The sequence below is a fragment of the Ensifer sp. SSB1 genome, from assembly GCF_016652895.1.
Classification (GTDB): Bacteria; Pseudomonadota; Alphaproteobacteria; order Rhizobiales; family Rhizobiaceae; genus Ensifer.
The window spans coordinates 1-13874 of the sequence record NZ_JAEPRP010000026.1 but is presented as its reverse complement, the minus strand read 5'-3'; the positions used below and the strand labels follow the sequence as shown (position 1 = coordinate 13874).

The 13874-nt window shown below is 63.6% G+C and carries 14 protein-coding genes, 1 tRNA gene and 1 pseudogene; 14 read left to right on the top strand and 2 right to left on the bottom strand.

The features are described from left to right. Window positions 1–21 precede the first annotated feature (21 nt). From I8N66_RS09180 to I8N66_RS09170, 3 genes are all read left to right on the top strand, one after another. Window positions 22–1698 (top strand): flotillin domain-containing protein, encoded by a 1677-nt coding sequence (locus I8N66_RS09180; RefSeq protein ID WP_113535294.1) that lies wholly within the window; start codon window positions 22–24, stop codon window positions 1696–1698. Window positions 1699–2128: 430 nt separating this feature from the next. After that, a complete protein-coding gene (locus I8N66_RS09175; protein WP_291152650.1) occupies window positions 2129–3235 on the top strand; it encodes a DUF937 domain-containing protein in 1107 nt (368 codons plus the stop codon). 92 nt (window positions 3236–3327) lie between these two features. Further along, a complete protein-coding gene (locus I8N66_RS09170) occupies window positions 3328–3825 on the top strand; it encodes a hypothetical protein (RefSeq protein ID WP_034802641.1) in 498 nt (165 codons plus the stop codon). A gap of 431 nt (window positions 3826–4256) precedes the next feature. Here I8N66_RS09170 and I8N66_RS09165 read toward each other — a convergent pair. Continuing rightward, window positions 4257–4346: transfer RNA gene (locus I8N66_RS09165), tRNA-Ser, on the bottom strand. A gap of 294 nt (window positions 4347–4640) precedes the next feature. Between I8N66_RS09165 and rplU the strand changes: the two genes are divergently transcribed. From rplU to I8N66_RS09145, 4 genes are all read left to right on the top strand, one after another. Beyond that, window positions 4641–5015 carry a 50S ribosomal protein L21 gene (gene rplU / locus I8N66_RS09160; protein ID WP_034802644.1) on the top strand — a complete coding sequence of 125 codons (375 nt, stop codon included), beginning with the start codon at window positions 4641–4643 and terminating at the stop codon, window positions 5013–5015. Window positions 5016–5048: 33 nt separating this feature from the next. Beyond that, the gene (gene rpmA, locus I8N66_RS09155; RefSeq protein ID WP_043619976.1) at window positions 5049–5318 is read left to right on the top strand and encodes a 50S ribosomal protein L27; all 270 of its coding nucleotides are present in this window, start codon (window positions 5049–5051) and stop codon (window positions 5316–5318) included. 126 nt (window positions 5319–5444) lie between these two features. Next, window positions 5445–6077 carry a GNAT family protein gene (locus tag I8N66_RS09150; RefSeq protein ID WP_034802649.1) on the top strand — a complete coding sequence of 211 codons (633 nt, stop codon included), beginning with the start codon at window positions 5445–5447 and terminating at the stop codon, window positions 6075–6077. Next, window positions 6074–6658, top strand: a complete 585-nt coding sequence (locus I8N66_RS09145; protein ID WP_291152630.1) for a GNAT family N-acetyltransferase — start codon at window positions 6074–6076, stop codon at window positions 6656–6658. The genes I8N66_RS09150 and I8N66_RS09145 overlap by 4 nt, the downstream gene beginning before the upstream one ends. Window positions 6659–6697: 39 nt before the next feature. Here the strand turns inward: I8N66_RS09145 and I8N66_RS09140 are convergent, their stop codons facing one another. Then, window positions 6698–7558, bottom strand: a complete 861-nt coding sequence (locus I8N66_RS09140; RefSeq protein WP_113535298.1) for an endonuclease/exonuclease/phosphatase family protein — start codon at window positions 7556–7558, stop codon at window positions 6698–6700. A gap of 135 nt (window positions 7559–7693) precedes the next feature. On the opposite strand from I8N66_RS09140, the gene obgE reads away from it, so the two are divergent. From obgE to I8N66_RS09105, 7 genes and pseudogenes are all read left to right on the top strand, one after another. Next, window positions 7694–8719 (top strand): GTPase ObgE, encoded by a 1026-nt coding sequence (obgE, locus tag I8N66_RS09135; RefSeq protein ID WP_113535299.1) that lies wholly within the window; start codon window positions 7694–7696, stop codon window positions 8717–8719. Between the two features lies 1 nt (window position 8720). After that, window positions 8721–9890 carry a glutamate 5-kinase gene (proB, locus tag I8N66_RS09130; protein WP_291152627.1) on the top strand — a complete coding sequence of 390 codons (1170 nt, stop codon included), beginning with the start codon at window positions 8721–8723 and terminating at the stop codon, window positions 9888–9890. Continuing rightward, the gene (locus I8N66_RS09125; protein WP_291152625.1) at window positions 9883–11166 is read left to right on the top strand and encodes a glutamate-5-semialdehyde dehydrogenase; all 1284 of its coding nucleotides are present in this window, start codon (window positions 9883–9885) and stop codon (window positions 11164–11166) included. The genes proB and I8N66_RS09125 overlap by 8 nt, the downstream gene beginning before the upstream one ends. Before the next feature lie 16 nt (window positions 11167–11182). Beyond that, window positions 11183–11812, top strand: a complete 630-nt coding sequence (locus tag I8N66_RS09120) for a nicotinate-nucleotide adenylyltransferase (RefSeq protein WP_113535429.1) — start codon at window positions 11183–11185, stop codon at window positions 11810–11812. Between the two features lie 171 nt (window positions 11813–11983). Further along, a complete protein-coding gene (gene rsfS / locus I8N66_RS09115; RefSeq protein WP_077968685.1) occupies window positions 11984–12415 on the top strand; it encodes a ribosome silencing factor in 432 nt (143 codons plus the stop codon). A gap of 243 nt (window positions 12416–12658) precedes the next feature. Then, window positions 12659–13141, top strand: coding sequence for a 23S rRNA (pseudouridine(1915)-N(3))-methyltransferase RlmH (gene rlmH / locus I8N66_RS09110; RefSeq protein ID WP_291152622.1), 483 nt, complete (start codon window positions 12659–12661; stop codon window positions 13139–13141). A 158-nt stretch (window positions 13142–13299) separates the two neighbouring features. Next, window positions 13300–13874, top strand: a pseudogene (locus I8N66_RS09105) (hypothetical protein); the annotation flags it as partial.

The following is a 13874-nucleotide window of genomic DNA, read 5'->3' as shown; positions in this document are numbered from 1 at the left end:
CTTAAGTCTCACGGAGCAACCATGTTATACGAACTCTTGGTGCCGGCCGGTATCGGCATCGTCCTGATCCTCGGCATCGGCTTTGTTCTTGCATCGCTCTATACCCGCTCGAGCCGCGACGAAGCCTATGTGCGCACCGGCCTCGGCGGCCAGAAGGTGGTCCTCGACGGAGGCTCCATCGTGCTGCCGATCTTCCACTCGATCGCGCGCGTCAACCTGAAGACGCTTCGCCTCGAAGTCCGCCGCGGCGAAGGCGACGCGCTGATCACCAAGGACCGCATGCGCGTCGATATCGGCGCGGAATTCTATGTGCGCGTGAAGCCCGACGCTTCCTCGATCGCGCTTGCGGCACAGACGCTCGGTGACCGCACCAACGATGCCGAACAGCTGCGCGTGCTGATCGAGGCCAAGTTCGTCGACGGTCTGCGCTCGGTCGCCGCCACCATGAGCCTCGACGCGCTGCAGGAACAGCGCATGGATTTCGTCAAGGCGGTGCAGGAAGCGGTCGGCGCCGACCTGCAGTCGAACGGTCTCGAACTCGAATCCGTTTCGCTGACCCGTCTCGACCAGACGGATATCAAGCACTTCAACGCCAACAACTTCTTCGACGCGCATGGTCTTGCGGCGCTGACCCGCATTACCGAGGGCCGCAAGAAGGAGCGCAACGAGATCGTGCGCGATACCGAAGTCGCGATCGCCCAGAAGGATCTGGAAGCCCGCCAGCAATCGCTGACGATCGAGCGCACCAAGCGCGAGGCGGAGCTGAACCAGGAACGCGACATCGCCAACAAGTCGGCCGCCACCCGCGCCGAAACCGCGCAGCAGGAACAGGCGGCCAAGCGCGCCGAGGAAGAAGCTCGCATCGCCGCCGAGCAGGCGATCGCCGAACGCGAGGCGCTTGCCAAGCAGGCGCGTGAAAGCGCCAACATCGACGCCACCCGCGCCGTGCAGCAGCGCGACACGGAAGCCCGCCGCGACCTGCAGATCGTTTCGCAGGAAAGCGCCATCGCGGTTGCCAACAAGAGCCGGGAAGAGTCCGAGGCGAAGGCCCAGGCTGAAACCGCCCGCGCGCTCGCCATTGCCGCGGAAGAAAAGGTGGAAACCGCAAAGGCCGTGGAAATCGCCGAACGCGAACGCCAGATCGCCGTCATCGACGCCCGCAAGAACGCCGAAACCGAAGCGACCGCCGTGACCGTCGGCGCCGAAGCCGAAAAGCAGGCGGCCCTCGACCAGGCCGATGCGATCAAGACGCTCGCCACCGCCGAGGCCGACGCCGCGATCATCAAGGCGAAGGGCGTGCTCGAAACCGGCAAGGCCGCAGCCGAGAGCGAGGCGCTGCTCAACGAGGCCCGCAACAAGCTGAGCTCCGCCATCATCGAGTTCGAGATCCTGCGCGAACGCATCCGCATCATTCCCGAAGCACTCGCCGAAGCGGTCAAGCCGATCGAGAAGATCTCAGACATCCGCATCTTCGACACCGGCGGCATGCTCGGCCGCAACGGCGGCGGCGACGGTGCTGCAAACGGCATCGGCCTTGGCGACGGGTTGGCGGGCCAGCTCCTGTCCTACCAGGCCAACAAGCCGATCGTCGACCAACTGCTGAAGGAAGCAGGCTTCAACGGCGAAAACGCGATCTCGTCGCTTCTCGGCAACCTGCAGGCGGCACCGCCGCCGGCGGAGAAATCGCCGAAGAAGTAACGCGAAACCGACGGGATCCCTGGCCTCGCGGCCGGGGGTCAGACTATGAGTGCGGGCACCAGGTCAGGCCGGCCCGCGCGTGACCGCAAGCATCCTGCGGCGCTGTCGTCGCGACCCTTAAACCGGCCCTGCGGCCGACGGTCCGCCTTCTTCCCTCCTGCCTCGGCTGCCAGGTCACGGGCCGCTCAACATGCTGGCGCACTAGCGCGCGTGTTCAATGAGCCACGTTCTGCCGTTTCCGCAAGTTGCCGAGAACTGGCCATTTACATCCACAAGTGCTAATATTTTTGGGCCGAAGGTTCCAGAGGAACCCGCCTCGCGGCCGACAATCAGATAAACGCGAATTGCTTGCAGCCAATTGCCGCGCCGTCGGACGACCGCTCCATGAGCGCCGTCGATGCCCGACGACATCAACGTGGAGGAAAAGCCAATGGCCAGCAATCTTGTTTCGTATATCGCGCAGATGCTTACCCCTGACATGATCGCACGCATCGCCTCGGCGCTCGGGCTCGACAGCAGCAAGGTGCAGGGCGCCGTCAGCGCCGCCATTCCCGCGGTGCTGGCGGGACTGACGGGTGTCGCGGCGCAACCGGGCGGGGCGCAGAAGATCGCCGATACCGCCAGTCAACAGGGCGGATCGCTCGACAGTCTCATCGGGATGCTTCAGGGAGGCGATCAGGCGACGCTTAGCCAGAACGGGTCACAGATCATTTCGTCAATCTTCGGGGCGAAGGACGGCAGTGCGCTTGCGAACGCCATCGGCGGGATCTCCGGCATGGACCCGCGGGCGAGCGGTTCGTTGCTGGCGACGCTTGCTCCCCTCGTGCTGGGTGGCCTTGCCCGGCAGAGCGGCGGCGATCTCAGCGCCAATGGCATCGCCGGACTGCTCGCGAGCCAGAAGGACAACATCGCGGCCGCCCTGCCCTCCGGCGCAAGAGAACTGCTTGGCGGAACAGGCTTGCTCGGCGGGCTCGGCGCTTCGGCACAGTCTGCCGCGGCCTCGGCGAGCCAGGTCGCCCGCAGCGCCGCGACAGCGGCTTCGTCCGTCGGTGGAGCCGGTCAGCGCGCAGCCGAGGCGGCGACGCCGTCCGGGTCGCGCAACTGGCTCTACTGGGTGATTGCCGTGCTCGCGCTTGCAGCCGTGCTCTTCTATCTGTTCGGCAGACCGAGCGGAGAGGTCGCGCCACAGGCTGGCACGGCGGGGCAGAGCTTGACGGTCGCCGGGGTCGACATCGGCCGGCAGGTCCAGGACAGCCTGGCGAGCCTGCAGACAACGCTGACCGGTGTCACGGACGCCGCCTCGGCCACGGCCGCCCTGCCGAAACTGGAGGAGATTTCAGCCGGGCTCGACAAAGTCACGGGCGCCACCGGGCAACTGTCTGCCGAACAGAAGGCAGCCCTTTCCGCGCTCGTCGGGCCGATGATGCCAACGCTCAACGGGCTTTTCGACAAGGTGTTGGCGATACCCGGCGCTTCCGACATCGTGAAACCCGCAATCGATGCATTGAAGACCAAGCTCGCCTCACTGGCGACCTGAAGATCCAGCCCAAGCATGAGCTGCCGGCCCTGCATTCCGCACGGACCGTTGGCGATTGTCATCGACGAAACCGGATAGGAAGGAAGACGGCCATGGCCGACAAATCGACATTCACCCCGGAAGAATGGACGCTGCTCCTGGAGAGCGTGATGATGGCCGGCATTGCGGTGACGGCCGCGGAGCCGAGCGGCCTCTGGGGGATGATGAAGGAAGGCATCGCCAACAGCAGCGCACTTCTGCAGGCAAAAGCCGATGCAGCAGCAAGCCCGCTCGTCAAGGCGCTGGTCGCCGACTTCGAAACCTCGGAGGGCCGGACCGCCGCTCGCGATGGGCTGCAGACGAAACTCAAGGGCGCCAAGCCGGAGGACATGAAGGCCAGATGCATTGAAACGCTGAATCAGGCCCGGACACTCGTCGAGACCAAGGCGCAGGGTGATGTCGCAGCCTTCAGCACATGGCTATACCAGATCAGCCAGAAGGTGGCGGAAGCCGCCAAGGAAGGCGGCTTCCTGGGCTTCGGCGGCGTCGCTGTCAGCGATGCGGAGAAGGCCACCTTGTCGGAAATTTCCGCGGCGCTGAAAGTCGCCTAGCGCAGCTGCGTTTCGCCGCGGAAGCACGAACGTGCCGTCAGCCCGGCCGCCGACGCCCTTGCCCGGTTCGCAAGGGCATCGATGGCTATAGTTCGGCAAACCGCAATCGCTGGCGACAACGCCGCGACATCGTTGTCAGATGGGTCACCCTTTGACGCGGCGCACGACCCGCGATCGCCATATCAGGGCGGGCTATCGGAAGCGCCGGATGACCGCTGGCAAGGAGAACGATCGATCGCCCCGCCTCCGACATAACAAGGACGTCCCCGCCCCCATCCTGAAACAGATATCGAGCCTGCTGGCGATTTTGTTTCCTGGACGCCGAAGTCGAGTTGATAGAGACGCGCGTTTAAACAACGAACCCCGGAAGCTTCCGTGAACCGGCCTGAAGTCGGGCTGCTTCGCATATCAAATGGTGGTGAGATAGATTATGGCGGAGAGGGTGGGATTCGAACCCACGGTACGGTTGCCCGTACGCCGCATTTCGAGTGCGGTGCTTTCGACCACTCAGCCACCTCTCCGCTTTGCTGGTCGGCGCTTGTTCGGCGCGGTCGGGTTCATAGCGGCAGATTCGGGTGCTGGCAAGGGCCTTGTTTGAAGAATATGTAACGGCCCTGTTGCTTTCGCCTTGACACACCTGTGCAAATCCTTGTAATCCGCGCAATGAAGTGGTGTGGCCTAGCTCACCGCATCGGGTGTGATTTGCGCCCATTCACCGGTGGATATCCGAAAAGGAGATCCACTCAACTGTCGACTGAGAAAAAGACGGCCTTGTCTTCGGGCAGAGAGCCGGATCGAACATGAAAGGATAAAAAATGTTCGCAGTCATCAAGACCGGCGGTAAGCAGTACCGCGTGGCCGCCAACGACGTCCTCACCATCGAAAAGCTGGAAGGCGTTGCAGGCGACAAGATCGAATTCACCGAGATCCTGATGGTCGGCGTTGGCGCCGATGCAACCATCGGTGCTCCGTTTGTCGAAGGCGCCGTTGTCAGCGCTGAAGTTGTTGAGCAGGGTCGCGCCAAGAAGGTCATCGCCTTCAAGAAGCGTCGCCGCCAGAACTCCAAGCGCTCGCGCGGTCACCGCCAGCACCAGACGACCGTCCGCATCCTGGACATCGCTGCTGCCGGTGGCAAGGCAAAGAAGGCTTCGAAGAAGTCTGAAGCTGCCGCCGAAGCCGCTGCAAACTGAGTTCCTGGATCTAAGGTTTAAAGGAGAACACCAATGGCACACAAAAAAGCTGGCGGTTCGTCGCGTAACGGTCGCGATTCTGAGTCCAAGCGCCTTGGCGTGAAGAAGTTCGGCGGCGAGCAGGTCATCGCCGGCAACATTATTCTGCGCCAGCGCGGCACCAAGTGGCATCCGGGCGCCAATGTCGGCCTCGGTAAGGACCACACGATTTTTGCACTTACGGCCGGCAACGTGAACTTCCGTACGAAGGCCAATGGCCGCGTGTACGTGTCTGTAATGCCGAAAGCCGAAGCAGCGGAATAAGCCGGTAGCGCTCTAAAACAGCCGGCGTCTCATCGACCCGGCTGACGCACCTGATGGTTCCAAGCCAGACTTCAAAGGGGAGATGGGGCAATACCCAACTCCCCTTTTTCGTTTCTGGAGGAAACCATGCAAACCGAGTTGTTGAGGGAAGACCAATCCCGGTCTCCCGAGCAGAGGCTGAGGCCCCAACGGTCAAGGACCGATTGCCCGATATTGTTGTCACCCCGGCTCGTTCTGCGCGCGCCCCATGAAGACGATATCGACGCCCTTGCCCATCTTGCCAACAATGCCAATGTCGCGACCATGGTTTCGCGCATGCCGCACCCGTATACGACGGCTGATGCCGCCGACTTCGTGCGACGCGCGAAAGCCGGCACGATTGGCAAGTGCGTCTACGCGATTACCAAAGCGGACAATGGCGCATTTCTCGGTTGCTGCGGTATCGAACCGCATCCCGACGGCAAGACGGCGGAGCTGGGCTATTGGCTGGGCGAACCCTATTGGAACCAGGGCTATGCCACCGAGGCCGCCCAAGTCCTGACCGACATGGCCTTCCGCACCCGCGACATTGACCAGATCGATGCGCGCTGCCGGGTCATGAACCTTGCGTCGCGCCGGGTCATTCAGAAGTGCGGCTTCCAGTTTCAGGGAAGCGGCATGGTCGGCAGCCTGGCACTCGGCGGCTCGATCGCCGTCGAATGGTACCGGCTCGACCGCAAGACCTGGGTTTCCTTGAGAAGCTGGGGAGGCATGCGATGAACGCGCTCGTTTCCGAACGCCAACGGGTCATCGCCCGCCCTGGTCCCGGCCCCTGCCCGGTCATCGAGACCAAGCGCCTGGTCCTGCGCCCGCACCGGCGCAATGACGCCGAGGCGATCGCCCAGTCGCTCGGCGATTTCCAGGTGGCGCGCATGCTTGCGCGCGTGCCGGCACCCTACGATCAGCAGGACGCGTTCGACTGGCTGACGGCGCGGACCTCGGGGCTGACGCCCGACTGGACGTTCGCCGTCACCACAGGCGACGATGTGCATATCGGCTGCGTCGGCATCGAGCTCCGCCACGGCCAGTGGCATGTCGGCTACTGGCTGAACCGCTTCTACTGGGGCAAGGGCTTTGCTTCCGAGGCGACCTATGCGGCGATCGAGCGCTTCTTCCGCCGGATGCCGGAAACGACGCTGCATTCGGGCGTCTTTGCCGACAACCCGGGCTCGCTGAAGGTGCAGGAAAAGATCGGGTTCCGGATCACCGGCTGCACCCAGGTCTATGCGCTCGCCCGCAACGCCATGGTCGCGCATATCGAAACGCGGCTGACCGCCGCCGATCTGCACCGACCGCACTAAGGAAGTCCCCCGCAAAGCGCGTCTTTGCGGGGGATTTTTTCAGGAGAGCGTGAAGCCGACGGGCAGGTGGTCGGAGCCCTTGGCGTCGTAATCGGTCCAGGCATCGGTCAGGCGTGACGCGAGGCCGGCGCTGAGGAAGCAATAGTCGAGATGCATGCGTCGTTCGGGGTTTTCGGGATGAATCCAGCTATAGCTTTCCGGTGTCAGACGACCGAGATGGGCAAGCGCATCCACCGGATTCTCGATCCGCAGCGAACGGCCGTAGTAGGCATCGCGCGAGCCGACCATGGTGTTGTATTCGGGTGTTTCCGGCTCCATGTTGAAATCACCCATGACGACGAAATCCTCGGGATGCGGCGGTTCGGCAAGACCGAAGTCCGCCGCACCGGTGATCGCGCCGCCTTCGAGCGGATAGCCGAGCAGCCGGTCCTTCAGGTAGCGGATCTGGGCGATGCGTTCGGCCGGGAGCACGTGATCGAGATGCACGGAATAGACCCGGAGCGGACCACCGGGTGTCACGATCAGCGCTTCGGTCGCGCCGCGCTGCAGGTTCATCGGGCTGATCGTACGGGTACGCGGCAGGGGGATCAGCCGCGTCGAAAGGATCGGCCAGCGCGACAGGATCATGTTGCCGAACTGGAAGCGCCGGCTAACGGCGCGGCCATCTTCGATCGCCGAGCCCACGTCGATGTCGCAGGGTGCGTGAAAGGCAGTGAAATGGCCGGGAAACAGTTTGCCGAAGCGGGCGACCAGATCGACATGATCGTTGCGATGGAAGCCGCGCGTCACTTCCTGCAGCGCGATGATGTCGGCGTTGCCGATCGAGGCCGCGATCCTTTCGAGATCGAAGCGACCATCGAGACCGACGCCGTATTGGATGTTGTAGCTGACGAACCGCACGATATTCTTTGACCTCCGAATAAACCGCCTATATCGATGGCGGCAAAATACAGCGCCGCGCGTCCCTCAGGACTCGCAAAGGTCGCTGCAACACTTTCTAAGACCGCCCACCTTCACCGAACAGATGGCAGACCAATGAAATTTCTCGACGAAACGAAAGTCTATATCCGCTCCGGCGACGGCGGCGCAGGCGCCGTATCGTTCCGGCGCGAGAAGTTCATCGAGTTCGGCGGCCCCGACGGCGGCGACGGTGGTCGCGGCGGCGACGTCTGGGTGGAAGCGGTCAACGGCCTCAACACCCTGATCGACTTCCGCTACCAGCAGCATTTCAAGGCGAAGACCGGCCAGCACGGCATGGGTCGCAACCGCACCGGCGCCGGTGGCGGCGACGTGACGCTGAAGGTGCCGGTCGGCACCCAGATCTTCGAGGAAGACAACGAGACGCTGATCGTCGACATGGTGGCCGAGGGCCAGCGCTACCGGCTTGCCGCCGGCGGCAACGGCGGCTTCGGCAACACACATTTCAAGTCTTCCACCAATCAGGCGCCGAACTGGGCTAACCCCGGCCTCGAAGGCGAAGAAAAAACACTGTGGCTGCGGCTGAAGCTGATCGCCGATGCCGGTCTCGTCGGCCTGCCGAATGCCGGGAAATCGACGTTCCTTGCCGCCTGCACCCGCGCGCGGCCGAAGATTGCCAACTACCCCTTCACGACGCTGCATCCCAATCTCGGCGTCGCCACGATCGACGGCAACGAGTTCATCATCGCCGACATTCCCGGCCTGATCGAAGGTGCCCATGAAGGCGTCGGCATCGGCGACCGCTTCCTCGGCCATGTCGAGCGCACCCGCGTGCTGCTCCATCTCGTCTCGGCACAGGAAGAAGATGTCGCCAAGGCCTACAAGACGGTGAAATACGAGCTCGAAGCCTATGGCGGTGGGCTCGAGGACAAGCCTCAGATCGTGGCACTGTCGCAGATCGACGTGCTCGACGAGGACGAGTTGAAGGTGAAGGCCAAGGCACTGGCCAAGGCCTGCGGCGAACAACCCCTGCTGCTCTCCGCCGCCGTCGGCAAGGGCATGACCGAGGCGCTGCGGGCGCTGCGCAGCGTTATCGTCGCCGCCAAGGCGGGCGAAGCGAACGCCGGTGAGGAGAACGTCTGAGATGACCAAGACCCGCAAGCCGCTTTTGAAGTATCGCCGGGTCGTCATCAAGATTGGGTCGGCATTGCTGGTCGACCGTGCCACCGGCCTGAAGAAGGCCTGGCTTGACGCCATGTGCACCGATATCGCCGGCCTCAAGGCCAAGGGTGTCGAAGTGCTTGTCGTCTCGTCGGGCGCGATCGCGCTCGGCCGTACCGTACTCAACGTGCCCGCAGGCGCGCTGAAGCTGGAGGAGAGCCAGGCCGCTGCCGCCGTCGGTCAGATCGCGCTGGCGCGCGCCTGGTCGGAAAGCCTCTCCACCGATGCCATCGTTGCCGGCCAGGTGCTGCTGACGCTCGGCGATACCGAGGAGCGCCGCCGCTACCTCAACGCCCGCGCCACCATCAACCAGTTGCTGAAGCTCGGCGCCGTGCCGATCATCAACGAGAACGACACGGTGGCGACCACGGAAATCCGTTATGGCGACAACGATCGCCTCGCTGCCCGCGTTGCCACCATGGTCGGCGCCGATCTCCTGGTGCTGCTCTCCGATATCGACGGGCTCTATACCGCCCCGCCGCATCTCGACCCGAACGCACGCTTCCTCGAAACGATCGCCGAGATAACGCCCGAGATCGAGGCCATGGCCGGCGGTGCGGCGTCCGAGCTGTCGCGCGGCGGCATGCGCACCAAGATCGATGCCGGCAAGATCGCAACGACGGCCGGCTGCGCCATGATCATCGCTTCGGGCAAGCCCGACCATCCGCTGGCGGCAATCGAAGAGGGCGCGCGTTCCTCCTGGTTCGCCCCGTCAGGCTCGCCGGTCACGGCGCGCAAGACCTGGATCGCAGGCCAATTGCTGCCGGCTGGAACGCTTGCCGTCGATGCCGGCGCCGAAGAGGCGCTGCGCTCCGGCAAGAGCCTGCTGCCCGCCGGTGTGCGCGACGTCACCGGCAGCTTCAGCCGCGGTGATACCATCGCCATTATCGGCACGTCCGGCCGCGAAATCGCCCGTGGTCTCGCCGGCTACGACGCCGACGAGGCGCGCCAGATCGCCGGCAAGAAATCGGCCGAGATCGCCGCGATCCTCGGTTATGCCGGCCGCGCCGCCATGGTGCACCGTGACGATATGGTGATGACCGGAAAACGTGCTGAGGTAGAGGGCAGCCGGAAGGATGAGGTCCATGCTTGACGAGGTGAAGAACAAGGACGATGTCGAAAGCATCATGCTGGAGATTGGCCGCAGGGCCAAGGCCGCCAGCCGACCGCTCGCCATTGCCAGCGCCGAACGCAAGCACGCCGCCCTGATTGCCATGGCCGACGCAATCGTCGCGCGCAGCCAAGAGATCCTGTCCGCCAACGCGATCGACCTCGAAAACGCCCGCGAGACCGGCGTCGCCAGCGCCTTCATCGACCGCCTGACACTGACCGAAGGCCGCATCCGCGACATGGCGAACGGCATCCGCGCGATTGCGGAGTTCAAGGATCCGGTCGGTGCGATCATTGCCGAATGGGACCGGCCGAACGGCCTGCATATCGAGCGCGTGCGCACGCCGCTCGGCGTCATCGGCGTCATCTATGAGAGCCGTCCCAACGTGACTGCCGACGCCGGCGCGCTCTGCCTCAAGGCCGGCAATGCCGTGATCCTGCGCGGCGGCTCCGACAGCTTCCACTCCTCGGGCGCAATCCACGCCTGCCTGGTCGAAGGGCTGAAGGCGGCCGGCCTGCCCGAACATGCCATTCAGATGGTGCCGGTCGCCGATCGCGCTGCCGTCGGCGCCATGTTGTCGGGTCTTCGCGGCGCCATCGACGTCATCGTGCCGCGCGGCGGCAAGAGCCTGGTCGCCCGCGTCCAGAACGAGGCACGTGTGCCGGTCTTCGCTCACCTCGAAGGTCTCTGCCACATCTATGTCGACGCCTCGGCTGATCTTGCCATGGCGGAAAGGATCGTCGTCAACGCCAAGATGCGCCGCACCGGCATCTGCGGTGCTGCCGAAACGCTGTTGATCGACCGCAACGACGCCGACCGCCTCGCCAAGCCGCTGCTCAAGGCCCTGCTCACGGCTGGTTGCGAAGTGCGCGTGTCCGACGAACTCGCAGGCTCCGTCGATGGACTGAAAGCCGCCACCGACGAGGACTGGGCGACGGAATATCTCGACGCCATCATCTCGGTGAAGCTGGTCGACGGTATTTCCGGCGCGATAGAACACATCGCCACCTGGTCGTCGGCGCATACGGAAGCGGTCATCGCCGAGAATCCGGTCGTGGTCGAGCGCTTCTTTGCGGAAATCGATTCTGCGATCCTGCTGCACAATGCCTCGACGCAGTTTGCAGACGGCGGCGAATTCGGCATGGGCGGCGAGATCGGTATCGCGACGGGGAAGATGCATGCGCGCGGACCGGTCGGCGTCGAACAGCTGACATCCTTCAAATATCGGGTGCGCGGTGCTGGACAGGTCAGGCCCTGAGGTGACGGCGGGCACAGTGAACGCCCGCTACCTGCGCATGCCCCATGTCGAAAGCGGTATGGTGGTCGGCCTGTTCGGCGGATCCTTCAACCCGCCGCACCAGGGTCATGTGCTGGTTGCCGATACGGCGATCCAACGCCTCGGGCTCGACCAGCTCTGGTGGATGGTGACTCCGGGCAACCCGCTCAAGGATCACAACAATCTGGCGCCACTCGCCGACCGCATCGCCATGAGCGAAGCGATCGCGCGTGACCCGCGCATCAAGGTGACGGCCTTCGAAAAGGCGCTCGGGCAGAGCTATACCGCCCGCACTCTGGAGATCGTGCGCGCCCGCAACCGCGACATCCGCTTCGTCTGGATCATGGGCGCCGACAACCTGAGGAGCTTCCACCGCTGGCAGAACTGGCAGAAGATCGCCCGAACCTTCCCGATCGCCGTCATCGATCGGCCGGGTTCGACACTTGCCTATCTCTCCTCGCGCATGGCCAGGACCTTCGATTATGCCCGCATCGACGAGGACCACGCACGGCGTCTCGCTTTTCACGCCGCGCCCGCCTGGACCTTCATCCATGGACCGCGCTCATCGATGAGTTCGACAGCGCTTCGGGCGGCGACGGCGGCCCCCTCCAGGTCGGAATCGATTTAGGGGTGAACACCGGCAGCATTCGGGGTACAGCAACCTTCATCAGGCGCGCGGCGCGGTCGGGTTGTGTGAATTCCCATGATTCAGTTCTGCTGTCTTGAAACCGCTACCGTTTGATGCCTACATTCATGGACGGTTCGATCTTTGTTCGAATCGAAAGTGCCTGTTTTGTTCATGTGGAAAGGAAAGACCCTGACAACAGCACACGCCAAGGGATATGCGGTCTCCGCATTCCCGCGCAGCACGGGATCTAGCGACGAAGCCGCTGTCCGTGCGCTTCAACTGGTCCTCGAAAGCCTAGAGGACTCGAAGGCAGAAGATATCGTCAGCATCAACATTGCCGGAAAATCGGCGCTGGGAGACTTCATGGTCGTTGTCTCCGGGCGATCGACACGGCATGTGATGGCTATTGCCGATCACCTGACGACCGACCTGAAAGATGGGGGCTTTGGCAACGCCCGTGTCGAAGGTCTGGAAGGCGGTGACTGGGTGCTGATCGACACCGGCGATGTGATCGTACACATCTTCCGGCCGGAGATCCGGGAGTTCTACAACATCGAGAAGATGTGGGCGGCTCCTGAGATCGAGGACGGCACCTTGCATTGAGACCGACCGGGTCGCCGCGCAGCTGAATGCCGGACGAGCCGAGATACGGTCATGCATGAATTCGAAAGGCTGGCGCCGCTTTGAGCGGCGTTGTCGGCCGGGAGTTCGTTGCGGCTGATCGTAGTCATCGGACCGGACATCGGACAAGGCGCGTAACGACGCTGCATAAGATTCTTCTTGAATCGATCCGATTTCAGGAACTATGCAGTGCGCTGTGCAGCATAAGCGAGGACGGACAGGGTCATGCGTATCGGACTTTTCGCAGTCGGCCGCCTCAAGGCGGGGCCGGAAAAGGATCTCGCGGCCCGCTATCTCGATCGCTTTTCCAAGGCCGGTCCGGCGATCGGTCTTGAGCTGTCTCGCGTCGTCGAGGTCAACGAAAGCCGTGCGTCGAATGCCGAGACGCGCAAGCGGGAAGAAGCCTCCCAGCTTGAGAAGGCGCTTGCCGAGGGCAGTCTGCTTGTACTTCTCGACGAACGCGGAAAAGCGCTCGATTCCGAAGGTTTCGCATCGCTTCTCGGCACGTTTCGCGACAGCGGAAAGCGTGACCTGATGGTGGCGATCGGCGGCGCCGATGGCCTCGACCCCAGCCTTCATGCCCGCGCCGATGCGGTGCTCAATCTCGGAAAGATGACCTGGCCACACCAGCTCGTGCGCATCCTGATCGCCGAGCAGCTCTACCGCGCCGTCACCATTCTCTCCGGCCACCCCTATCACCGGGTCTAGGGCAGCAATTTTCCGCCGACATCCCGCTCGCGCCAACACGCACTGATAACGAGAATATGCTTGGTCGTGTGCGCCAAATCAGATTAGGTTTTTTCCTCATATTTTCGAATGGACGCACGCAACGGATGACGCGCCGAGGCAGAGCCAGCGTTTTCAGCATGGGAAGAGACGACGCAGGACGGCTTGGCCGGAAAGCGGCGGCCTTTGCGTTCGCGCTTGCGATCGGCCTGCCCGCGGGCGCCCAGGAAGTTACACCGCCCGGGGCCACGATGGCCGGGCAAGAGCAGGGTCCGCCCGATCCTGCCGCCGACCTCACCCTTCGCCGCAACAGCACGCGCAGCGAGCTCGACGCACTTTCGAAGACCATTACGCTGTCGCAGGAGCGCGCCAATGCGCTGACGGAGACCATCGCCGAGATCGACAAGACCAACGAGACCCTGCGGGCTGCGATCGTTGAGTCTGCCAAGAAGCGCCAGGATCTTGAGCAGCAGATCGTCGACGGCGAAAAGAAATTGAGCGATCTTCGGACCAAGGAAGACGCCGTGCGAAGGTCGCTGCACGCGCGCCGCGGCGTGCTCGCCGAGGTTCTCGCCGCTCTGCAGCGGATGGGGCGCAACCCGCCGCCGGCGATTTTGGTGACGCCGGAGGATGCACTGGCATCGGTGCGCAGCGCCATTCTGCTCGGCGCCGTCGTACCGGGTCTTCGCAAGGAGACCGAAAACCTGGTGGCCGA

Bases quoted from the DNA above. Each gene is read 5' to 3' on its own strand.
- I8N66_RS09180 (WP_113535294.1), top strand. From the start codon at position 22: ATGTTATACGAACTCTTGGTGCCGGCCGGTATCGGCATCGTCCTGATC.
- I8N66_RS09175 (WP_291152650.1), top strand. From the start codon at position 2,129: ATGGCCAGCAATCTTGTTTCGTATATCGCGCAGATGCTTACCCCTGAC.
- I8N66_RS09170 (WP_034802641.1), top strand. From the start codon at position 3,328: ATGGCCGACAAATCGACATTCACCCCGGAAGAATGGACGCTGCTCCTG.
- rplU (WP_034802644.1), top strand. From the start codon at position 4,641: ATGTTCGCAGTCATCAAGACCGGCGGTAAGCAGTACCGCGTGGCCGCC.
- rpmA (WP_043619976.1), top strand. From the start codon at position 5,049: ATGGCACACAAAAAAGCTGGCGGTTCGTCGCGTAACGGTCGCGATTCT.
- I8N66_RS09150 (WP_034802649.1), top strand. From the start codon at position 5,445: ATGCAAACCGAGTTGTTGAGGGAAGACCAATCCCGGTCTCCCGAGCAG.
- I8N66_RS09145 (WP_291152630.1), top strand. From the start codon at position 6,074: ATGAACGCGCTCGTTTCCGAACGCCAACGGGTCATCGCCCGCCCTGGT.
- obgE (WP_113535299.1), top strand. From the start codon at position 7,694: ATGAAATTTCTCGACGAAACGAAAGTCTATATCCGCTCCGGCGACGGC.
- proB (WP_291152627.1), top strand. From the start codon at position 8,721: ATGACCAAGACCCGCAAGCCGCTTTTGAAGTATCGCCGGGTCGTCATC.
- I8N66_RS09125 (WP_291152625.1), top strand. From the start codon at position 9,883: ATGCTTGACGAGGTGAAGAACAAGGACGATGTCGAAAGCATCATGCTG.
- rsfS (WP_077968685.1), top strand. From the start codon at position 11,984: ATGTGGAAAGGAAAGACCCTGACAACAGCACACGCCAAGGGATATGCG.
- rlmH (WP_291152622.1), top strand. From the start codon at position 12,659: ATGCGTATCGGACTTTTCGCAGTCGGCCGCCTCAAGGCGGGGCCGGAA.